Genomic DNA, 21800 nt, shown 5'->3' on the forward strand with positions numbered 1-21800 from the left:
GCCGCGGCACCCTCGCTCCAGATTGAAGCCATAAACGGTTGTAATTTCAATTACAACCGCATACGGTTTCAACATGTTCGTCTTAACGATTGACCAAAAGGGCAGCCGCCGTGGCCGGGACCGTGTTCCGGATCTACTCAAGCTGCTTGGGAACCTGCCGCTGGAGCGACCCTTCGAACGGTCGGTGGGTGACGAAGTCCAGGGCGTTACCGGCGATGCTGCCGTGGCGGTGGAGGCGGCACTTCTCGCCCTCCGGGACGGAAACTGGTCGGTGGGCATAGGCATTGGAGCGGTGGATACCCCCTTGCCCGCTAGCACCCGGGAGGCATCGGGCCCGGCTTTTGTGGCGGCGCGCGAAGCCGTGGACCGGGCCAAGAAAACCGGTGACCGCCCGCCGGTGGCTGTGGCGGGGGCGCCCGGTGCTGCTGAGGCTGAGGCGGTACTGGTGCTGATCGGACGGTTGATCAGGGACCGGAGCGCTGAACAGTGGAGAATCCTGGAGCATGTCGAACCCGGAACCTGGGGCTCCCAGAGTGCCGCTGCCCGTAAGCTCGGGATCAGCCCGCAGTCAGTGGGTAAGACCACAGCCCGCGCCGGGTGGCAGGAGGAGTGGGCTGCCCGTCCAGCGGCGGCCGTGCTCCTGACTCGGGCCGACAGCCTGGCCCGGGCCGGCAAGCCGTCAGCGGACGGTCCGGCGGGTTCGGGTTCCGCCAACGGAAGGGAGCGCCAGTGATGGACTTCATCTGGATAGTCCTCACCCTGCTGGCTGCGGCCGCCCTGGGCTGGCCGGTTACCTCGGGGGTACTCCGGCTGGCACGCGCAGTGGAGGCTTCAGGTCCGCCGTTCTCCGAGGCCGATCCCGCCGCCGATCAGGATCGGGACGCCGAACTCGCTGCCGGACACCGCGCGGCCGGAGGACTCGCTGCTCCGGGTCTTGCGGCCGGGCGCGCGACGGCGGCGCCCTCCGTCCGCATCGGCACCAGGCACCCGGCGCCGGGATCCGTCCTCCGTGGCGGGCTGGTGATCGGAGTTCTCGAACGGCTGGCCGTCGCTGCGGCCGTGCTCGCGTCCGAACCGGTGGCCATCGCCTACGTGGTGGCGATCAAGGGCCTGGGCCGTTACGCCGAGTTGAAGGAAACTCCGGCGGCAGCTGAACGGTTCATCATCGGCACGCTGGCTTCCATGCTGTGGGCCGTGGGCGTGGCGGCCGCAGCCCGTGCCTTCCTGCTGTGAAGCGGTCATCCCGTAGGCTGGAGCAATGAGCATTTTCGCAGTTGAATACGTGTATGACGCCGACTCCGCCTCTATCCGGGATGAGCACCGTCCCAGCCACCGCCAGTGGCTGGCGGATCTGGTCAAGGAAGGCCGTGTGCTGGCATCGGGTCCGTTCCTGGACGGAGCCGGTGCGCTGCTGATTCTTACGGCAGAAGACGAAAACGATCTTCACTCCCTGCTCAAGCAGGACCCCTTTGCCGCCGTCGGCGCCATCTCCGGGATGAAGACCACGCAGTGGTCACCCGCCATGGGCGCATTTGCCCACCTTGTCTAAGCCCTAAACGATATTCGCACGCCCGCACCCGTGCGGGGTGGATAATGGACTAGCGCGGATTTGCACCGTGCTTTTGTCGAATAATTGCCGATAAGGCACATGGAGGACGTTTTGACCTCGGTCAACCTTGGAATGCCAGCAGCACCGCCGCCCACCCTTGCACCGCGGCGCAAAACCCGCCAAATCAAAGTGGGGTCGGTGGGGGTCGGATCCGATTTCCCCATCAGCGTCCAGTCCATGACCACAACGCCCACCACGGACATCAACGCAACTCTGCAGCAGATTGCGGAGTTGACGGCGTCCGGTTGTGACATTGTGCGCGTGGCCTGCCCCAGCGCCGACGATGCGGCAGCCCTGCCGATCATCGCCAAAAAGTCGCAGATCCCGGTGATCGCGGACATCCACTTCCAGCCGAAGTATGTCTTCGCGGCCATCGAGGCCGGCTGTGCGGCCGTTCGGGTCAACCCGGGCAACATCCGCAAGTTCGATGACCAGATCAAGGAAATCGCGCAGGCCGCCAAGGACCACGGGACATCCATCCGCATTGGCGTCAACGCCGGGTCGCTGGATCCGCGGCTGCTGGCCAAATACGGCAAGGCAACCCCCGAGGCACTGGTGGAGTCCGCCGTCTGGGAAGCGTCCCTCTTCGAGGAGCATGACTTCCACGACTTCAAGATTTCCGTCAAGCACAATGACCCCGTGGTTATGGTGCGCGCCTACGAACTGTTGGCCGAACGCGGCGACTGGCCGCTGCACCTGGGCGTGACCGAAGCCGGTCCCTCGTTCCAGGGCACCATCAAGTCCGCCACCGCTTTCGGTGCGCTGTTGTCCAAGGGCATCGGCGACACCATCCGGGTTTCCCTCTCCGCTCCGCCGGTTGAGGAAATCAAGGTGGGCAACCAGATCCTGCAGTCTCTGAACCTCCGTCCGCGGAAGCTGGAGATTGTGTCCTGCCCGTCCTGCGGCCGCGCCCAGGTGGACGTGTACACTCTCGCAGAGCAGGTGACCGCTGGGCTGGAAGGCATGGAGGTTCCGCTGCGCGTTGCCGTCATGGGCTGCGTGGTCAACGGACCGGGCGAGGCCCGTGAAGCAGACCTCGGCGTGGCCTCCGGCAACGGCAAGGGCCAGATCTTCGTGAAGGGGGAAGTCATCAAGACTGTCCCCGAGGACCAGATCGTTGAGACCCTCATTGAAGAGGCTATGAAGATCGCAGAGAGCATGGGGGAGTCCGATGGCGAAAATGCTGGCACGGGTGGCCCCATGGTTACTGTCGGCTAAGACCGGGATTGCCGACCGCAGCGGAGAGCAGATCCGCGGCGGCAGTGCCGGGACGCTGCGCATCCTGGGCAGGGACGACACCGACGCGCTCCGGTCCCTCGCTGAGCAGGATCCGGTGGCGAATATCTTTGTGCTGTCCCACCTTGAATCAACCCGCACCGCCGCGCCCACTGCGGCCGGCGGGCGGGTTGTCGGCGTATTCGACGACGACGGCGGGCTGACCGCCGCCTGCTGGGCCGGAGTGAATGTGGTGCCGGTGGGAGTCACCGCTGAGAACGGACCCGAGATCGGACAGTATCTGGCCCGCTCGGGACACCGCTATTCCTCCCTCTTCGGACCCGCAGAAGCAGTGCTGTCCATCTGGTCCGAACTGCAGCACTCCAGTCCCCGGCCTTTTGACGTCCGCAGCGACCAGCCGCTGCTGCAGATGACCGCAGGCACCAGGGTGGCGCCGGCACCCGGGCTCCGCTACGCCCAGCCCTCCGAACTCGATGTCCTGTTGCCGGCGTGCGCAGCCATGTTTGAAGAGGAAGTCGGGTATTCGCCCATGTCCGGCGGAAGCCACCACTACCGCCAGCGGGTCAAATCCCTGATTGCACGCCAGCAGTCGCTCGTGGACTTTGACGCCTCCGGGCAGGTGGTGTTCAAGGCGGAGCTGGGCACCGTCTCCAGCAGCGCCGTCCAGATCCAGGGTGTGTGGATGAATCCTGCCTACCGCGGCCGCGGGCTCAGTGCACCCTATATGTCCGCCGTGGTCGAGGCCGCCCGGCAGGTGGCACCACTGGTCAGCCTGTACGTCAATTCCTACAACACCCCCGCGCGCGCCACCTACGAAGCCGTCGGGTTTGAGCAGGTGGGCACCTTCGCCACCATCCTCTTCTAACGGACTCCGGCCGGCCGCCGCAATTTCGCGTGAGACACGTCACCGCCCTAAGCTTGTCAGCGCACTTCCTCATACGAGGGAAAGTGTGTTGACTATTACGGCCGCTGCGGGTTCTGCCTGCAGCAGCACATCACTGGGGGAACAATGAAGAACACCATGAAAGCCGGCGCGCTGCTCGTAGCCGGGATCTTTGCGCTCTCGGGCTGCGGCGGCTCCGACGAATCCGCATCCGAATCCTCGCCGTCCGCCACCCCAACACCCACGCCCACCCTGGCAGTTGGGCAGGAGCAGTACACAGCGGATGAACTTGAAGCAGCGCTCACCGCGGTCAAGGCCTCCCAGAGTCTGACCGGCGAGGTGGAGAATGACGCCACCCTGCGTCCCCAGCTGGAAGAATTCAGCCTTGCAGACATCAAGACCACGCCCGAACAGTGCAACACCCTTGTGTCGTCCGTCCTTGACGAAACGATTGCTGACGGAAACCTGGCAACCGTGGGGCTTGATGACAGCGACGCGCTGATGTTGATCAGCTACGACGATGCGTCAGTCCTTGAGGAGCAGGCCGATAGCGGCGAGCAGCTCATCAAGGACTGCACTGACTTTGAGATGGAGCTCGACGGGAAAGTCATTACCGCCTCGGTGGAAAGCTTGGAAGCTTCCACCGAGGCACCGTCCACGCAGGCCTACCGGACGGTGATCAATAGGGCAGGCAACGAGGAAGCGTCAATCATCGCGGTCAGCGGACTCTCGGGCACGCTCAATCTCAGCGTCACCCTGTTTGATCCCGTTGACGCAGACGCTGCGGTGTCGACGGCCGAGGAAATCATCAACGCGGCGCTCAGCGAACTCGAAAAGAAGTAACGGGCGCCAACAATAAACCTGTGCGAGCCGGGGCCGGACCTGCGCTGCGGGTCCGGCCCCGCCGTCGTCGTCCGCTTGTCCGGGAGCGGGGGCGGCAGGCGCTAGATTAGAGGGGAGCAGTATTTCCCTCATTTGTCCCAGCATGAATGCAGCCACCGGCTGCAGAAACGGATACCCAGCGTGGTCCTTCGACTCTCCACTCTTTTCCTGCGCACTCTGCGTGACGATCCCTCTGATGCCGAGGTTGCCAGCCACCGCTTGCTGGTGCGGGCCGGCTACATCCGCCGCGCCGCCCCCGGCATCTACTCTTGGCTGCCGCTGGGACTTCGCGTCCTGGGCAAGGTCGAGACCATCATCCGTGAGGAAATGGCCGCCATCGGCGCGCAGGAAGTCCACTTCCCGGCGCTGCTGCCGCGCGAACCGTACGAGGCCACCAACCGCTGGACCGAATACGGCGAGAACCTGTTCCGCCTGCAGGACCGCAAGGGCAACGACTACCTGCTGGCCCCCACGCACGAGGAAATGTTCGCGCTGCTGGTCAAGGACCTCTACAGCTCCTACAAGGACCTGCCGGTCTCCCTGTTCCAGATCCAGAACAAGTACCGCGACGAGGCCCGGCCGCGCGCCGGCCTGCTGCGCGGCCGTGAATTCATCATGAAGGATTCCTACTCCTTCGATATTGACGACGACGGCCTCGAGGCCAGCTACCAGGCGCACCGCGGTGCCTACCTGCGCATCTTCGAGCGCCTCGGCCTGGAAATTGTGGTGGTATCTGCAGTCTCCGGCGCCATGGGCGGCTCCAAGAGCGAAGAATTCCTGTACCCGACGCCGGTCGGCGAGGACACATATGTGCGTTCCGCCGGCGGCTATGCAGCCAATGTCGAAGCCGTCACCACCGTCCCGCCGGCCGAGATCGATTACACCGGCGCCCCTGCCGCGCAGGTGGTGGATACTCCGGACACGCCCACCATTGACACCCTGGTTGCTGTGGCCAACGAGCGGTTCGGCCGTGAATCCGGCGAGTGGACTGCCGCTGACACCCTGAAAAACGTGGTCCTGGCCGTGACGTTGCCCACCGGCGAACGCCGGATCGTCGTCGTCGGCGTACCCGGCGACCGCGCCGTGGACCTCAAGCGCATCGAAGCCAACATCGCGGCGCACGTAGAGATCGGCGGGGAGCTGGAGGTGCAAGCCGCAACCGACGAGGACATCAAGAAGCATCCGGGCCTGGTCAAGGGCTACATCGGTCCGGGCCTGTCACTCGATGAGCCGGTCCTTGGCACAGAGTCGGCTACCGGCCTGCTGTACCTGGTGGACCCGCGCGTGGTCTCCGGAACCAGCTGGATTACCGGCGCCAACTCGGCGGGCCGGCATGTCATCGGCCTGGTGGCCGGCCGCGACTTCACCTGGGACGGCGTCATTGAGGCCGTTGAGGTCCGCGAGGGTGACGAGGCTCCGGACGGAACCGGTCCCCTGGAAGCCGCCCGCGGCATTGAGATGGGCCACATTTTCCAGCTCGGCCGCAAGTACGCTGAGGCGCTGGGTGTGAAGGTGCTGGACAAGAACGGCAAGCTGGTCACCGTGACCATGGGCTCCTACGGTGTGGGCGTCACCCGCGCCGTCGCCGCCCTGGCCGAGTCCAACCACGACGACAAGGGCATCATCTGGCCGCGCTCCGTCGCTCCGGCGGATGTCCACGTGGTGGCCACCGGCCGCGGCGAGGAGATCTTCGAAGCGGCAGCCAAGCTATCCGATGAGCTCGAAGCCGCGGGACTGGAAGTCATCTACGACGACCGTCCCAAGGTGTCCCCGGGCGTAAAGTTCGGCGACGCCGAGCTGATCGGTGTTCCCACCATCCTGGTGGTTGGCCGCGGTCTGGCCGACGGCGTCGTGGAGATCAAGGACCGCGCCACCGGCATTGCCGAAAACGTGCCGGTGGCTGAAGCGGTGGAGTACGTGCGCCGCGCAGCTGCCCAGTAAGCACCCCGCGTGGTCTCCGGTCTCGAGGAGATCCAGCTCGCCACCATCCTCCTTGTGGTGGTGGCGGGCCTTGCTGCGGGCTGGATTGACGCCGTAGTGGGCGGCGGGGGGCTGCTGCAGCTTCCCGCCCTGCTGCTGATTCCGGGGATCACACCGGTGCAGGCGCTGGCCACCAACAAGATGGGTTCCATCTTCGGCACCACCACCAGCGCGCTCACGTACTACCGCCGCGCCCATCCGGACCTGAAGACGGCCCTGCCCATGGCCGCCGTCGCGCTGGTCGGAAGCTTCGGGGGAGCGGCTTTGGCCGTCTCGCTGCCGTCCTCGGTCTTCAAGCCAATCATTGTCGTTGCGCTGATTGCCGTGGCCGTGTTTACGGCGCTGCGGCCCACGGTGGGGGAGCTGACCAAGCTCCGGCACACCGGCCGCAGGCACTACGGAACCGCGGCCGGGATTGGCCTGGCGATCGGGTTCTATGACGGCCTGATTGGGCCGGGGACCGGTTCCTTCCTGATCATCGCCATGGTCACATTCCTGGGCTACAACTTCCTGGCAGCCAGCGCCAAGGCGAAGATCGTGAACATGGCAACCAACCTCGGGGCGCTGGCCTTCTTCCTGCCCAACGGTGCCCTGCTCTGGGGAGTGGGCCTGATCCTGGGCGTGGCCAACATGGTGGGCGGCTACATCGGTGCGCGGATGGCGGTGAAGCAGGGCAGCAAGTTCATCCGTATTGTTTTCCTCGTGGTGGTCAGCGTGCTGATCTGCAAGCTCGGCTACGACGTCTGGGTGGAGAACATCCGCGGCTAGGCCCGGATCACTCCGTGAAGGCAGCGATCACTCCGCGATGGCCGCGGCAACCCACACCGACCGTTCGGCGTCTCTTCGCTGGCCCGTCCGGGTGTATTCCAGGGCGTTGGCCACTTCCCGCAGCACGCTCCACTGCCTGGCAACCTCATGGTCCAGCCCGGCCGAGCTGCACAACCGTGCCAGCCGCCGGCGCAGCGCTGCCTTGGGCCGGTCCGCGTCCAGCTCATCCATCCGGTTCCACAGCATCGGGGCCGCAGCAAATTCAGGCTCGCCCACCATGGCCTGCGGATCGATCGCCACGAAGCCCCGATCCTGGGGGGACCCGACGTCCCGATACAGGATGTTCCCAAAGTGCAGATCGGTGTGGACCAGGACATCATTACTGCTGCGCCGGCCTACGATTCCTCGGGTCTGGCACACCTCCAACGCTGCCTCCAGCAGGGTCCGCTGAAACGGCCGGCCCAGGTCTTCCCAGTCCGCAGGCAGCTCATCGGAGAGCTGCTCCACCCGTTCCGCCAGGGACGGGACACCGGCCCAGTCGGGGGTATCAGCCACGGGCAGGGAGAGTTTTCGCACCAATCCGCCCCAGACCTCAAGGGCGGTCTCCATATCCGTTTCAGTCAGGTTCCGGCGGTGGTCCAGCCGTTCCAGCAGCAGGGTGCCGCTGTCGGAATGGCTGGCGTACAGCCGCACCGCGCCGTGCCCTGACCACAAGCCCAGCGCGGCTGGCTCCGTCAGTGCCTCGTCATGCGGATAGGCGGCTTTCAGGACGGCGGGCCCGCGCGGTGAGGCGACCGGAAGTACCAGAGCTCCGTGGCCGTGCCACGGATCTGTCCCGTGCGGCAGGTTCGGAGCGAGCTCCCAGCGCTCCAGGGCCTCGGAGACGATCAGGGGAAGCCCCGCCAGCCAGTCGCGACCCGCGCGGGTGCGGGCGTAGTGCCGCTGCAATTCCTGCGGAATAGGAACAGACACCCTTCAGGCCGCCCTGCGGTGAGTCGATGCCCCGGCAATCCCGGGGAAATTACGGTGAGGTGAGACGCTGCGGCAAGGGGACATGACTACAGGCTAGGCGGTGTCCGCGGTCCACGGCAGTCCCGCCGGCTCTGCATCGAGGCCGGGGGCTGCCGGGACCGGGTCCGCCTCCGCATACAGATCCGCGCTCAGCTCAGCCAGCCGCTCGATGGCCCAGGTGCGGACGGCGCCCTCGCCGAAGGCCGCCAGATCGGCGTACACGGCGGGCAGAGCGGACTCCAGCTCCATCAGATCCTCGGCTGCGTCATCGGCAAACGACGGCGGCAGCGAGAAGGCAGGGGCGGGTGTCAGCGCCGGGCGGCAGAGTTCCGGCAGCAGCTGAACGCTGCGGACACCGGCCGCCAGATGATCTTCCCTGGCCTCGGCGAACTCGGTGCGGGTGGCTGCGGAGAAGGAGCGAGCCATGGCGACCTCGTACGCGTAGGCGGCGCCGTATTCGGCATCGATCGCACCCGTGAGTGCGTCGGCAGCGTCGGGAGTGTCCTGCGGCCCCTGTGATGAATCCGCGGCTGTGGACGCCGATCCGGAGGCAGCGGACGACGACGTCGAACCGGTCCGCCCGTTGCTCCCGGCGACCTCGGGCTCGGGGCAGCGGTTTGCCGCGCCTGAAGCGGCCGCGGGCTTCCAGTCCGCGGGGGCATCCAGCCCCGCCGTTTGGGCGGCACGGATGGCCAGGACCTGCTGCGCGGCACCGGTCGAGGCAAGCAGCCTCGCGGTGCCGCCGTCGGCGCGCACCGCGGCATTGAAACTGCTGCGGGCAGAAGCGCCTAGGGCTTGAACGTATTCCGCGGCAGTTACTCCGGAGCCGGAGCCGGAGCCGGAGCCGGAGCCGGAGCCGGAGCCGGACGCCGGGACAACGAACGGCGGCGTTCCATGCCGGAGGCTGCCGGGCCGGGTCAGCAGAGCGGACTGCTCCGTGAGGATGTCCGCGTGGCCCTTGAACTCGGCGGTCAGCTTCCGGGCAGTGCCGGGGGCCACGGAGAGTTCACTCGCCATCCGGGCCAACTCGTCGGCGGCAGCGCGGGCATCAGTCTGGGCAATCTCCGAAAAGCTGGCTGTCCGCTCTTCGGCGGCACCGTTTCCGGCCACCAGATTCAGGCTCAGGACTACGGCGGCCAGCACCAGCAGCACAGTGGTACGCCTCACTCCGCCCAGGACCGCCGTCGCCCGTCCGGCGCGGCCGGCCGCGGGCGCTGTGCGGGACGGGGGCTTATTCACTACAACTGATGATGCCATGAAACGGGCCCCCGTCTGCAGCGATGCCGTGGGGACTCAGGAAAGTCGGTACGCTAGTAGGTACAACATCATCTAGTGGGAGGCACCTATGGCGGTTCGGCCCAGCCCCAAAAAAGACACGTCATCGGATTACCGCAAGAAGGCCATGCACGCAGAAATCACCGCTGAAACCCAGCGCCTCAAGAACTTCCTTGCTCCCACGGTTGAACAGCAGCAGCTTTTCCTCGAGGACATCGAGATCAAAATGGCCGGTGCCGCCCGCACCGTGCACGTCATTGTGGACCTTCCCGAGGGAGAGGCCGGAGGCGTCAGCCTGGACCGGATCTCCGACGTCGCGCACGCGATCTCTGAAGCCATGGACGCCGACCCCAACGACGACGGACGCCCGTACCATCTGGAGGTTTCCTCGCCCGGTGTTTCGCGGCCGCTCACGCAGCCGCGCCACTGGCGCCGCAACGTTGGACGCATGGTCAGTGTCAACATTGTGGACGGCGACGATGTCATGGGCCGCCTGGTCTCCGTGGAAGAGGACGGCATCAGCCTCATACCGGAACTGACCGTAAAAAAGGGCATGAAGCCCAAGCAGGGCGCGCAGACCACGCTGCCGTTCAGCAACATCCGCAAGGGACGCGTCGAAGTCGAATTCGCGCATATTGACGACGTACCGCTGGACGGCGCTGCCGACAGCGATGAAGAAACCACAGCTGAGGAGGCCTAGATGGATATTGATATGAGTGCGCTGAGGCTGCTGGAACGCGAACGGGAGATCCCCCTGGATCTGCTGATTCCGACCATCGAGCAGGCGCTTTTGGTGGCTTACCATAAGACGTCCGGGGCGCAGGATAAGGCCCGCGCCGAGCTGGACCGCAAGAACGGGCACGTCACCATCTGGGCCACGGAAGTGGACGACGACGGCGAGGCCGTAGGCGAGTTTGACGACACCCCCACCGGCTTTGGCCGCATCGCCGCAAGCACCGCCCGGCAGATCATCCTGCAGCGGCTGCGCGACGTCGAGGATGACGCCATTGTGGGTGAGTTCAAGGGCCGCGAAGGTGAAATCGTGTCCGGCCAGATCCAGCAGGGCAACAACCCGCACATGATCCAGGTCAACCTGGGCGCCGTGGAGGCACTGCTGCCTCCCACCGAGCAGGTTCCGGGCGAGAAGTACACGCACGGTACCCGGCTGCGCGCCTTCGTGGTTGACGTGCGCCGCGGCTTCAAGGGCCCGTCCATCACACTCTCCCGCTCCCATCCCGGTCTGGTGCGCAAGCTCTTTGAGCTGGAGGTTCCGGAGATCGCAGACGGCAGCGTGGAGATTGTTGCCCTGGCCCGTGAAGCCGGGCACCGCACCAAGATCGCCGTGAAGGGCCACGTTCCGGGCATCAACGCCAAGGGTGCCTGCATCGGCGAAATGGGTTCGCGTGTCCGTGCGGTCATGACCGAACTGCATGACGAAAAGATTGACATCGTTGACTTCAGCGAGGATCCGGCAACCTTCATTGCCAACTCGCTGTCGCCGTCGCGCGTCAATTCCGTGACCATCATCGACGAGGACACCCGCTCCGCGCAGGTGGTGGTTCCCGATTACCAGCTCTCGCTGGCCATCGGCAAGGAAGGGCAGAACGCCCGGCTGGCAGCCAAGCTGACCGGCTGGCGCATCGACATCGTTTCCGACGCCAAGACCGCCTAAGCAGGCAGGTCTTGCGCGTGGATGCGGCACAGGGAGAGAAACGCGTTAGAATGGACGAGGCCGGGTCACCGTCCGCTTTCCTTTTGTCCCCTGCAGCCTCAGGCGCTGCAGCGCATGTCCCGCAGAGGACGTGCATCGGGTGCAGGAAAACGGATGATCAGGCCGTATTGATGCGGCTGGTGGCCGTGAACACGGACGGCGGCAGGATTGCCGTCCGCGTTGATGAACACCGCCGTATGTCTGGCCGCGGGGCCTGGGTGCACCGTGGATCAGCATGCTTTGCAGCAGCGCTTCGGCGACGTGCGTTCAACCGGGCCTTTCGGGGTTCGATTGACACCGCAGACGCGGAAGCTTGGTTCAAGGCTCTTGAGGACGCTCCGACCGGGAGCGGACTCGAAACCGTCCAACCTGAAAGCGGGTCAGAAATCTGATGGAAACCCGATGAGTACCCAGCGATGAGTGCTTTGTTGTGCTCTGTGATGGGCTTTGCTGCGACTGCAGTGGAAGCCCGCAGGAAATAGACGGTTCGTACCTGGCTCGGTGCGGACCGAGACAGGAGAAATGTGGCCAAGGTCCGCGTACACGAGCTCGCCAAAGAGCTCGGCATCACCTCGAAGGATGCAGTTGCAAAACTGCAGGAACTGGGCGAATTCGTCCGTTCAGCCTCCTCAACAATTGAGGCACCCGTAGTCAAGAAGCTTCGGGGCGCCTTCCCGGCGTCAGAATCCAAGCCGGCCGCACAGGCCGACTCCAAGCCCGCCGCATCTGCCGGCACCCCAGGCCCGCGGCCGTCAGCAGCACCTGCTGCTCCGGCTCCGGCAGCACCCGCTCCGGCTGCAGAAGCTGCTCCGGCGGCTCCGGCTCCGGCAGCACCCGCTCCGGCAGCTCAGGAGGCTCCGGCACCCGCTGCCCAGAAGCCTGCTGCCGCTCCGACATCGGGCGCCAAGCCCGGTGCACGTCCGGCACCCAAGGCACCTGAGGCCGAAAAGCCTGCTGCGTCCGCCGAAAGCGGCAGCCGCAGCAGTGCGCCGCGTCCGGGTGCTCCCCGCCCGGCCGCCCGTCCGGGCAACAACCCCTTTGCAACTTCCCAGGGCATGCCGCGCCCCCGTGGCCGCGGCGAGAACGAGCGGGGAACCGGCGCACCGCGTCCGGGCAACAACCCGTTCGCTCCGTCCCAGGGCATGCCCCGTCCGGGCCGCCGTGATGAGAACACTGAGCGTCCCGCAGCAGCGGGCGCCGGTGGTCCCCGTCCGGCAGCCGGTTCCGGTGGTCCCCGTCCGGGTGCTCCGCGTCCGGGTGCACCCCGTCCGGGCGCTCCGCGTCCGGCATCGGCACGTCCCGCCGGTCCCGGCGGTCCCCGCCCCACTCCGGGCATGATGCCCAACCGCACCGAGCGTCCGGCAGCCCCGGCACGCGGCGGTGCCGGTGGAGCAGCTCCCCGCCGTGGCGGACCGGGCGGAGCGCCCGGTGCAGGCGGCGGCGCACCCGTTGGCGGCGGCTTCGGCAAGGGCGGCCGCGGACGCGGCGGCACTGCCGGTGCTTTCGGTAAGGGCGGCGCAGGACGCGGCAAGCAGCGCAAGTCGAAGCGGGCAAAGCGGCAGGAACTGGAGCAGATGTCAGCTCCGTCGCTGGGTGGCGTTTCGGTACCCCGCGGCGACGGCAACACAGTTGTCCGTCTGCGCCGCGGCGCGTCCATCACGGACTTCGCCGACAAGATTGAGGCAAACCCGGCAGCACTGGTGACCGTACTGTTCCACCTCGGTGAAATGGCAACGGCCACGCAGTCCCTGGACGAAGAGACCTTCGGCGTCCTGGGTTCGGAACTGGGCTACAAGATCCAGGTTGTCTCGCCGGAAGACGAAGAGCGCGAACTGCTGAGCACGTTCGACATCGACTTCGAAGCCGAACTGGAAGCAGAAGGCGATGACCAGCTGGAGGCACGTCCTCCGGTAGTCACCGTGATGGGTCACGTTGACCACGGTAAGACCCGCCTGCTGGATGCCATCCGGAACACCAAGGTTGTTGAAGGTGAAGCCGGCGGCATCACCCAGCACATCGGTGCCTACCAGATCCAGTTCGACCACGAGGGCACGATGCGCCCGATCACCTTCATTGACACCCCGGGTCACGAGGCGTTCACCGCCATGCGTGCACGTGGTGCCAAGGTGACGGACATCGCGGTCCTGGTTGTCGCAGCCGATGACGGCGTCATGCCGCAGACGGTTGAAGCACTCAACCACGCACAGGCAGCAAATGTGCCGATCGTGGTTGCAGTGAACAAGATCGACAAGGAAGGCGCCAACCCGGAGAAGGTCCGCGGTCAGCTGACCGAATATGGACTGGTTCCCGAAGAATACGGTGGCGACACCATGTTCGTAGAGGTCTCTGCCCGTCAGAACCTCAACATTGACGCCCTGCTTGAGGCCGTGCTGCTCACCGCAGACGCTGCCCTGGACATGCGCGCCAACCCGAACAAGGACGCCCGCGGTATCGCGATCGAAGCCAACCTGGACAAGGGCCGCGGTGCAGTTGCAACCGTTCTGGTCCAGTCCGGAACGCTGAAGGTCGGCGACACGATCGTTGCCGGTACGGCCCACGGCCGCGTCCGCGCAATGTTCAACGAGAACGGCGACAACGTCGTCGAGGCCGGACCTTCCCGTCCGGTCCAGGTGCTGGGTCTGTCCAACGTTCCCCGCGCCGGCGACACGTTCTTCGTGACCGACGACGAGCGCACGGCCCGCCAGATCGCTGAGAAGCGTGAAGCAGCGGACCGTAACGCGGCCCTGGCCAAGCGCCGCAAGCGCATCAGCCTCGAGGACTTCGACCAGGCCGTTGCTGACGGCAAGGTTGACACCCTCAACCTCATCCTCAAGGGTGACGTTTCCGGTGCCGTGGAAGCCCTGGAAGACTCGCTGCTCAAGATCGACGTTGGCGAAGGCGTGCAGCTGCGCGTCATCCACCGCGGCGTCGGTGCCATCACGCAGAATGACGTCAACCTGGCGACGGTGGACAACGCCGTCATCATTGGCTTCAACGTCAAGCCGGCCGAGCGCGTTGCCGACCTGGCAGAGCGTGAAGGCGTGGACATGCGCTTCTACTCCGTCATCTACGCAGCAATCGATGACATTGAGCTTGCACTCAAGGGCATGCTCAAGCCCGAGTACGAAGAGGTCCAGCTCGGCACCGCCGAGGTCCGCGAAGTCTTCCGTTCCTCCAAGTTCGGAAACATCGCCGGCTCGATCGTTCGCTCCGGTGTCATCCGGCGCAACGCCAAGGCACGGGTCACCCGCGACGGCAAGATCATCGGTGACAACCTCACCGTTGAATCGCTCAAGCGGTTCAAGGACGACGCCACCGAGGTCCGTACGGACTTCGAGTGCGGTATCGGCCTGGGCTCGTTCAACGACGTCAATGAAGGAGACATCATCGAAACCTTCGAAATGCGGGAGAAGCCGCGCGTCTAGCAGTACCCGGTGGGGTCGTCGGTATTCCGGCGGCCCCATCCCCGGCGGGCGAGCCGGCACCATGGTGCCGGCCCCCGCCGAGGTCGGCCCCGGCCCCGGATTCCTCCGGAGACGCCCGCGCCTGACACATGACGTACACGATGTGCCGGCCCTCGCCGTCGTCGTAGTACGATCCCAAGAATCTTAGTTAAGGAGAGGTAATGGCAGATCCAGCACGCGCTGCAAAGCTCGCTGACCGAATCAAGGTTGTAGTTGCCCAGGCGCTGGAACGGCGGATCAAGGATCCCCGGCTGGGGTTTGTGACCCTCACCGACGCCCGCGTCACCAATGACCTGCAGCACGCCACCGTGTACTACACGGTCTTCGGTGACGAAGCGCAGCAGGCTGACACCAAGGCAGCCCTGGAGTCCGCCCGCGGCGTTCTGCGCGCCGAGGTCGGCAAGAACATCACGGTTCGACTGACGCCCACGCTGGAATTCGTCCCCGACGAAATTCCTGTGAACGCCAGCCACCTCGAGGAGTTGATCCGTGCCGCCAAGGCGCGGGACGCAGAGCTCGAAGCCCTCAAGAAGGGCGCCACATATGCTGGTGACGCCGATCCGTACCGCAAGGACGAGGACTTCGACGAGGAAGAGGACACCGACGACGAGGAAACTCCGACCGGCTCCGACCCCAAGTAGTTTTTGCAATGAGTGAAGAGGGCGGTTCCCCTGTGGGGGAGCCGCCCTCTTCGTGTCTATCTGCGGAGTTTACTGGGCGTCTTCCTGCTCTTCGTCCAGCGAGTCTGCAACGGATCCGTGGTGGCCGCCACCGCCGCCGCGGCCGCCGCGGCCGCCGCAGTTGTCGGTGTCCTTAAACTCAATGCGGATAATGCGCCCGGCCGGGGGAGCCGGGTCATCGGGCGGCTCCACGACAGGCGGCGCCTCAGTGCCCGGCTCCTGCACTCCGCCCGGGGGAAGTGAATCCGCCGAGGTGTAGAGGGCGCCGCCGTGAAGCTCCACGGCTGCGGGCTGGTTCACTTCGTAGAAGAGTTCCGGAGTATCGGATCCGGCGGGCACCACCGAAATCCGGTTGCCAAACAGCTCTGCCACGAAAAGATCGCCGGCTTTGTTCACTGCCAGACCTGTAGCCCCGGCGAATCCGGTGGCTACCAGTTCTGATTCGCCGGTGCGTTCGTTCACCCTGAATACTGATCCATTGTTCAGCCCGCCGCCGCCAGGCAGCGAAGTCACATACAGGTAGCCGTTGGGGCCTCGTTCGACGTCGGTCGGTACAGGTTCCAAGTTGTAGGTGAGGCCCGCGGTGCACTGCGGCAGGCCGAAACCTGCCGCTATCTCAGCGGTCAGTGTGAGGGGAATCGGAGGCAACACAGCAACAGTGGAGATGCCGCCGTTGCGGTCCACCCGAATCAGGGAGTTCATGCCGGCGTCCGCAACGATCACTCCGCCGCGCACCGGGAGAGAAGCATAAGGGTTGGAATCCTTCAGCCCGGTGTAGGAGACCGGAACGTCTGCGGGTATCTGTGCAGCGCACGCGGCATCAATGCTGTCGAAGCCGTAGTGGTTGACGCTGTCCGGGTTCTGAGAAAATTCATAGCCGGAGATGTCTCCGATGGTCCTCATGGTGCCATTGCGGTCTATCGACTTCAGCACGGTCATGTTCCGTGCTGGATCGTTCGTGGCGGCGCCGATGACCATGGTGTAGTACGTGGTGCCGCGCGACTTCGATACTGCCCCGAAAGAGTAGCCGGAACCGGGTTCTACGGAATCTATAACTTCGGTGGTTCCGTCAGCCGTGATTCGGGTGAGCAGCCCGGCGAAATCCTGGGCGACATCCAGTGTGCCTCTCTTTCCGACGGCAAAACTCAACGGGGTGAGGAGTCCTTCGGCGACAGTTGTGGCTTTGCCGGCTACGGGGGTATCCGAGCCGGCATCCGGCGGTTTGGGGTGGTGTCCTCCTCCGGCGTAAGCCGGCGAGGCGGCGAGGCCCAGAGCCGCGACAGCGGCAAGGGCGGCAAGGGCGGGTGATGTTTTCTTCACAGTGATCTCCTCAGCATCGGTGGAGTGCAATGCGAGACTTTCCCCGAGGCCCCCGCGGTTCCCGGCCGCGCCCCCGGCCGAGGCACTCACAGCCTACGTTCAGCCAGATGGCAGGTAAATGTCAGGAACTACGGGTTGTTTACTCCCACTGTCACCCAGCGAGGCTGAGGCCAAGGCTCTCGCCTCATCTACCCGTTTTCTGATTCTCCGTCTCTGCCTCAAGGAGCAACTGACCAACAAGGAAATCGCCAACAGGCTCAGTGCCAACCCTGATCGATTCCTTGAACGGGTCATGGACCTGCTTGAAGAACTCAGGATCGATGAGCCTGCAGAGGAAGGTACCCGGCACTCCGTTTTCCTGGCTGTTCATCCGGAAACCCGACCGGAGCCCCAACCCGGGCACGAGCCGGCAGAAAACGACGGCGGCGCAACCGCCTGACATCGGGCGCGGCGGTCCGGTCCCAGGGCACCTCGATAACGACGGCGACCCTAAACTCGCCGTCGAGTGTCGCGATGGTGCGGCTTTGGCCCGTCGAGTGTCCCGACGATGCGGCTTTGAGGCGGCGGAAGTGGCATCGTTCCGACAGTCGGGGAGCGGAAGGGGTATTTTCCCGACACTCGGGGAGGCGAACAGGCGGCGGAAGCGGCGGAGAGAGTGGCCTATCCCGACACTCGGGGAACCGGCGATTAGATCGCGACCCCTAAACTCACCGTCGAGTGTCGCGATGGTGCGGCTTTGGCCCGTCGAGTGTCCCGACGATGCGGCTTTGAGGCGGCGGAAGTGGCATCGTTCCGACAGTCGGGGAGCGGAAGGGGCATTTTCCCGACACTCGGGCGTTACTCCGAGGTGAGGTCCTCGGGCTAAGGAATGCCCCCGGTCCGGCCGCCCGGGTCCGGCCGCCCGGGTCCGGCCGCCCAAGTCCGGCCGCCCAAGTCCGGCCGCCCAAGTCGCGCCGCCCGGGTCCGGTCACCTAGCCCTTTCTCGCGACGATTCTAACGGGCCGGAAGCCGGTTGAGTCCGGTCACGAGTTCCTCGCGCCCGCCGCACAGGGCAATCCGGATCCAGCCCTCACCGATGGATCCAAAGGCCGTCCCCGGCGCCACGGCCACCCCCTCCTCGGAGAGGAACTTCTGCGTCCAGGACCGGACATTGCCGTTCGTGGCATGGGAGACGTCGGCCCAGAGATAGAACGCACCCTGGGCCTTGAGGTACGGGATCCCCTTGGCATCCAGCACCAACGCGGCGGCATCCCGGTTGGCCCGGTAGTGGGCCGCGGCATCGCTGACGTAGTCCTGCGGTCCGGTCAGCGCGGCGAGCGCAGCATATTGCGACGGCGAGGCCACACAGGACACGATCGACTCCATGACAGTGCTCATCTGCGTTTCCAGACCTGCGGGGGTGATCAGCGCGCCAATTCTCAACCCGGTCAGGCCGTAGGTCTTGGAGAGCGTCACGGAAACAATGACACGTTCCCCGCCGGCAGCTGTCCCGGACGCGGAACCGGACCCGACGCCGTCGTAGGCCAGCGGACTGATGTGGGGCACGTCGTATGTGAAGGCCTCGTAGCACTCGTCGGAGATGATCCACAGGTCCCGCCTTCGGGCCAGCTGGACCAGCTCCCGGACCAAGTCGGCGCTGAATACGGCGCCCAGCGGGTTGGACGGTGAGTTCAGCAGCAGGACCCGGGTTCGCGGCGTTATCAGCGCCTCGATGTCTTCGATGCGCGGCTGGAAATCAAATTCGGGGTACAACGGATACTCGACCGGCTCGGCATGCAACAGCCGCGCCGTCATGGCAAACGTCGGGTAACCGGGGTTGGGAATGAGGATTTCATCACCGGCGTCCAACAGCATGCTCATGGCCAGATGCAGGCCCTGCTGCGCGCCGGCGGTCACAAAAGCCCGGCCCGGAGCTACATCGACACCGTTCTGCCGGCTTGCACGCTCCGCGAAAGCCGCGCGCAGCGGCATGATGCCGGCATTGGGCGTGTAGCCGGTTTCATCCCGTTCCAAGGTGGCCCGGGCGGCTTCAAGAATGTGCGGCGGAGTGGGAAACCCCGGCTCGCCGATGCTGAGCACAATGGAGTTCGGCTGCGCCCAGGCTGACTGTGTGATTTCCCGAATCTGGTTGGCGGGCGCGTTGCGGACGTGGGGCGAGAGCTCAGGCATATGCGCATCGTATCGCCACTGCCGGCCTCCGTGCAGCCGGTCGTAGCCGACGGTCACAGGGTGCCCCGCGGGCGGCGGGCCGTCACCGGCGTCGGGAAGAGCACGCCCGGGCCGCATATACTGAAAGGCGTGAATTCCGGGCAGGTCCGTTCAGGGCTGATTATTGTGGACAAGCCGCAGGGATGGACCAGCCACGATGTGGTTGGCCGCCTGCGGAAACTAGCGGGAACCCGAAAAGTGGGGCATGCAGGGACATTGGATCCCATGGCCACTGGAGTGCTGGTGGTGGGCATCAACAAGGCCACCCGGCTGCTGACCTACATTGTGGGCACCTCCAAAACGTACGAAGCCACCATCCGGCTGGGCCAATCCACGGTGACGGACGACGCCGAGGGTGAGATCACCGCGGAGACCATTGCCGCCGCGGTCACCGACGAAGACATCATGGCCGCAGTTGCCAACCTGACCGGAGACATTTCGCAGGTCCCCAGCAGCGTTAGCGCCATCAAAGTAAACGGCGAGCGCTCCTACGCCCGTGTGCGGGCCGGGGGAGAAGTGAACCTCCCCGCCCGGCCGGTCACCGTCTCCCGCTTCGAGGTCCATGACATCCGCCGTGAGAACGGCGGCAAACTGCGCGACGTCGATGTCACCGTTGACTGCTCCTCCGGCACTTACATCCGCGCCCTGGCGCGTGATCTGGGCGCCGACCTCGGCGTCGGCGGCCACCTGACCGCCCTGCGCCGCACCTGCGTGGGCCCGTACAGTCTTGAGCAGGCCGCCACACTAGATCAGCTGGCCTCGGACCTGCAGGTCCTGGAGCTCGACGACGCCGCCCGGGCCTTATTCCCGGTCCGTGAGCTGAGTGCCGCGGAAGCGCTGGACCTTTCCCACGGACGACGGATTCCGCCGTCGGATCTTGAAGGGGTTGATGCCGGAACTCCGGTGGCCGCCTTTGCACCCGGCGGAACGCTGGTGGGCCTGCTGGAAAACAGGGGACCGGCGGATGCTGACTTCCCGGCCGCCTACGCCAAGGCCCTGCTGGTCTTTGCGCCGGGGAACGAGGCCGTCTAGATGGTTGTTGATCCGCTGTTTATTGTGGGCACCGTCGTGTGCGCCGTCTCGCTGGTGCTGTGCTTCGGCGCGGCCATCCTTAAACACGGGCCCAATGACCTGACCATCCTCTCGGTGGCGGCCGTGGAGCTCTTCCTGGTGGTCTACGGCGTGGCTGCCGTGATCCGCCAGATTGGCGGGGAAGGCATCGCCGGGGAGCCCTGGGAGTTCTGGGGCTACCTCTTTACCGCACTGCTTATTCCGGTGGGTGCTCTCTGGTGGTCTCTCATGGACCGCAGCCGCTGGAGCAATCTTGTCCTTGGTGCCGCAGGCATCACCGTATTTGTCATGCTGTTCCGGATGGAACAGATCTGGGATGGAGCACCACTTTCGTGAACGTCAACAAGCCAGGCTACAGCAGTACCTCCGGTGACGACGCCGCCGCACCCGCAGCCCGCAACACCGGCGCCGGCCGCCTGCTGGTAGCCGTCTACGCCGTCTTTGCCCTGTCCTCCACCGCCCGCGCGCTGTTCCAGATCGCCACCAAGTTTGACGAGGCTCCGCTGGCGTACGTGCTGTCCGCCTTCGCGGCTGTGGTCTACATCGTTGCCACGGTGGGACTGGCGAAGTCCGGTCCCGGGTCCTATCGGGTTTCCGTCATTGCGGTGAGCATCGAAATGCTCGGCGTGCTGGCCGTGGGCATCTTTGGGCTGGTGGATCCGGCAGCACTGCCGGATGACACTGTCTGGTCAGGTTTTGGTGCCGGTTACGGATACGTTCCGCTGATCCTGCCCGTGCTCGGACTATGGTGGCTTTACCGGCACCGCGCGGATGCGGCCGCCCGCCACTGATTCAACCCGCAGGCAGCCCTGCCCGCTGAGGCATTGTGATGCGTGAGACGATGGCAAGAGAACGCATCACATCCGCACGGTTTCCATTCCTCCAGGGGGAAAAATGAGCACCTCGGCTTCAACACCCAGCGATCGCCAGGGCGGGACCGGGCCCGTGCGGCCTGCCCAGCCTTCGAGCCAGCCCGCACAGGCTTCCGAAGCGGCCCAACAGGCGGCGGCGGGCAGGAAGCCGCATGTTCCGGCGGCCAGCCAGCCTACCCGGCCCACCGAGCCGCTGCACCTTCCTCCGGCCGGAAAGCGGACCGGCACCACTGCCGGCGAGAACGGCGGAAAGCCGTCCAAATCCAAGAACACGCCGTCCAAGAACAAACCGTACAAAAGCAGTGACGACTGGGGCGTCTTCCGTGCCGTAGTGATTGGGGTGGGCATCTTGATCGCCGGCGTGGGCGGCTATTACCTGGCTACGGGAACCGCGGGCGTTGCGGACACCGGCGGCGGTGAGATCAATGCCTCGCTGGAGTCCCAGTTCCGCTTCTTCTCGGCCATGATGGTGGGTGTGGGCGCTGCCTTCATTGCCATCGCCGTAAAGTTCCAATGGGCTAACATGCTCTGGCTGGTCTGCCTGATGGTCTTCCTCGGCGGCATTGGGCGCGTCCTGTCCTGGGCCTTCAGCGGCACCCCGCATTACACGATGATCATCCTGATGATCCTGGAGCTGGCGTTCCCGCCCGCCCTGCTGGTCTGGCACCGGTTCATCGCCAAGACGAGCGAGCTGAAGCGTGAGTTCAGTGAGGGTACAGCCGCCCCGGGAGCCACCGCTGAATCCGGCGGTACGCAGGGCTGAGCTTTTTTCAGCAATAATGGATAGGTCCGGTACAGCCGCGCGTAGTACCGGGCCTATTTTCCGCGGC

The 21800-nt window shown here is 65.3% G+C and carries 22 protein-coding genes; 17 read left to right on the forward strand and 5 right to left on the reverse strand.

The genetic code is table 11. From position 1 onward, the window contains the following. Positions 1–73: 73 nt before the first annotated feature. The 8 genes from ABIB35_RS07805 to ABIB35_RS07840 all read left to right on the forward strand — a co-directional run bounded on the left by ABIB35_RS07805 (position 74) and on the right by ABIB35_RS07840 (position 7358). On the forward strand, positions 74–733 hold the full coding sequence (locus ABIB35_RS07805; protein ID WP_354180308.1) for a MarR family transcriptional regulator: 660 nt from the start codon (positions 74–76) through the stop codon (positions 731–733). After that, positions 733–1233, forward strand: a complete 501-nt coding sequence (locus tag ABIB35_RS07810) for a hypothetical protein (protein WP_354180309.1) — start codon at positions 733–735, stop codon at positions 1231–1233. Before ABIB35_RS07805 ends, ABIB35_RS07810 begins: the two co-directional genes overlap by 1 nt. A 25-nt stretch (positions 1234–1258) precedes the next feature. Beyond that, on the forward strand, positions 1259–1549 hold the full coding sequence (locus tag ABIB35_RS07815) for a YciI family protein (RefSeq protein WP_354180311.1): 291 nt from the start codon (positions 1259–1261) through the stop codon (positions 1547–1549). A 111-nt stretch (positions 1550–1660) separates the two neighbouring features. Next, positions 1661–2827: a flavodoxin-dependent (E)-4-hydroxy-3-methylbut-2-enyl-diphosphate synthase gene (gene ispG, locus ABIB35_RS07820; protein WP_354180462.1), complete on the forward strand. Its 1167-nt coding sequence runs from the start codon at positions 1661–1663 to the stop codon at positions 2825–2827. Then, on the forward strand, positions 2802–3710 hold the full coding sequence (locus ABIB35_RS07825; protein WP_354180313.1) for a GNAT family N-acetyltransferase: 909 nt from the start codon (positions 2802–2804) through the stop codon (positions 3708–3710). Before ispG ends, ABIB35_RS07825 begins: the two co-directional genes overlap by 26 nt. A 144-nt stretch (positions 3711–3854) precedes the next feature. Then, positions 3855–4571: a hypothetical protein gene (locus tag ABIB35_RS07830; RefSeq protein WP_354180315.1), complete on the forward strand. Its 717-nt coding sequence runs from the start codon at positions 3855–3857 to the stop codon at positions 4569–4571. 180 nt (positions 4572–4751) lie between these two features. After that, positions 4752–6551: a proline--tRNA ligase gene (locus ABIB35_RS07835; RefSeq protein ID WP_354180463.1), complete on the forward strand. Its 1800-nt coding sequence runs from the start codon at positions 4752–4754 to the stop codon at positions 6549–6551. Positions 6552–6560: 9 nt separating this feature from the next. Beyond that, positions 6561–7358: a sulfite exporter TauE/SafE family protein gene (locus tag ABIB35_RS07840; RefSeq protein WP_354180316.1), complete on the forward strand. Its 798-nt coding sequence runs from the start codon at positions 6561–6563 to the stop codon at positions 7356–7358. A 27-nt stretch (positions 7359–7385) separates the two neighbouring features. Here ABIB35_RS07840 and ABIB35_RS07845 read toward each other — a convergent pair whose 3' ends face one another. Next, the gene (locus tag ABIB35_RS07845; RefSeq protein WP_354180318.1) at positions 7386–8330 is read right to left on the reverse strand and encodes an aminoglycoside phosphotransferase family protein; all 945 of its coding nucleotides are present in this window, start codon (positions 8328–8330) and stop codon (positions 7386–7388) included. 93 nt (positions 8331–8423) lie between these two features. Next, the gene (locus ABIB35_RS07850; RefSeq protein ID WP_354180320.1) at positions 8424–9626 is read right to left on the reverse strand and encodes a DUF4439 domain-containing protein; all 1203 of its coding nucleotides are present in this window, start codon (positions 9624–9626) and stop codon (positions 8424–8426) included. 88 nt (positions 9627–9714) lie between these two features. On the opposite strand from ABIB35_RS07850, the gene rimP reads away from it, so the two are divergent. The 5 genes from rimP to rbfA all read left to right on the forward strand — a co-directional run bounded on the left by rimP (position 9715) and on the right by rbfA (position 15460). Further along, positions 9715–10344 (forward strand): ribosome maturation factor RimP, encoded by a 630-nt coding sequence (gene rimP, locus ABIB35_RS07855; RefSeq protein WP_354180322.1) that lies wholly within the window; start codon positions 9715–9717, stop codon positions 10342–10344. Beyond that, complete coding sequence (gene nusA / locus ABIB35_RS07860; protein WP_354180324.1) at positions 10345–11316, forward strand: transcription termination factor NusA; 972 nt, start codon at positions 10345–10347, stop codon at positions 11314–11316. Positions 11317–11366: 50 nt separating this feature from the next. Beyond that, complete coding sequence (locus tag ABIB35_RS07865; protein WP_354180326.1) at positions 11367–11747, forward strand: YlxR family protein; 381 nt, start codon at positions 11367–11369, stop codon at positions 11745–11747. Between the two features lie 132 nt (positions 11748–11879). Beyond that, complete coding sequence (gene infB, locus ABIB35_RS07870; RefSeq protein ID WP_354180328.1) at positions 11880–14780, forward strand: translation initiation factor IF-2; 2901 nt, start codon at positions 11880–11882, stop codon at positions 14778–14780. 200 nt (positions 14781–14980) lie between these two features. Further along, a complete protein-coding gene (gene rbfA / locus ABIB35_RS07875) occupies positions 14981–15460 on the forward strand; it encodes a 30S ribosome-binding factor RbfA (protein ID WP_354180329.1) in 480 nt (159 codons plus the stop codon). Between the two features lie 69 nt (positions 15461–15529). Here rbfA and ABIB35_RS07880 read toward each other — a convergent pair whose 3' ends face one another. The 3 genes from ABIB35_RS07880 to ABIB35_RS07890 form a co-directional block, all read right to left on the reverse strand. After that, positions 15530–16819 (reverse strand): ScyD/ScyE family protein, encoded by a 1290-nt coding sequence (locus tag ABIB35_RS07880; protein WP_354180330.1) that lies wholly within the window; start codon positions 16817–16819, stop codon positions 15530–15532. A 184-nt stretch (positions 16820–17003) separates the two neighbouring features. Further along, a complete protein-coding gene (locus tag ABIB35_RS07885) occupies positions 17004–17189 on the reverse strand; it encodes a hypothetical protein (protein ID WP_354180332.1) in 186 nt (61 codons plus the stop codon). A gap of 623 nt (positions 17190–17812) precedes the next feature. Continuing rightward, a complete protein-coding gene (locus ABIB35_RS07890) occupies positions 17813–18988 on the reverse strand; it encodes a pyridoxal phosphate-dependent aminotransferase (RefSeq protein ID WP_354180334.1) in 1176 nt (391 codons plus the stop codon). A gap of 129 nt (positions 18989–19117) precedes the next feature. Between ABIB35_RS07890 and truB the strand changes: the two genes are divergently transcribed. The 4 genes from truB to ABIB35_RS07910 all read left to right on the forward strand — a co-directional run bounded on the left by truB (position 19118) and on the right by ABIB35_RS07910 (position 21733). Next, the gene (gene truB, locus ABIB35_RS07895; protein ID WP_354180335.1) at positions 19118–20059 is read left to right on the forward strand and encodes a tRNA pseudouridine(55) synthase TruB; all 942 of its coding nucleotides are present in this window, start codon (positions 19118–19120) and stop codon (positions 20057–20059) included. Next, positions 20060–20434 (forward strand): hypothetical protein, encoded by a 375-nt coding sequence (locus ABIB35_RS07900; RefSeq protein WP_354180337.1) that lies wholly within the window; start codon positions 20060–20062, stop codon positions 20432–20434. Continuing rightward, entirely contained in the window at positions 20431–20889 is a 459-nt protein-coding gene (locus tag ABIB35_RS07905; RefSeq protein WP_354180339.1) for a hypothetical protein, read from the forward strand. Before ABIB35_RS07900 ends, ABIB35_RS07905 begins: the two co-directional genes overlap by 4 nt. A 103-nt stretch (positions 20890–20992) precedes the next feature. Beyond that, positions 20993–21733: a DUF4345 domain-containing protein gene (locus ABIB35_RS07910; RefSeq protein ID WP_354180340.1), complete on the forward strand. Its 741-nt coding sequence runs from the start codon at positions 20993–20995 to the stop codon at positions 21731–21733. Positions 21734–21800 lie beyond the last annotated feature (67 nt).

Origin of the sequence: Arthrobacter sp. UYP6 (genome assembly GCF_040547315.1) — a bacterium.
Taxonomy (GTDB): domain Bacteria; phylum Actinomycetota; class Actinomycetes; order Actinomycetales; family Micrococcaceae; genus Arthrobacter_B.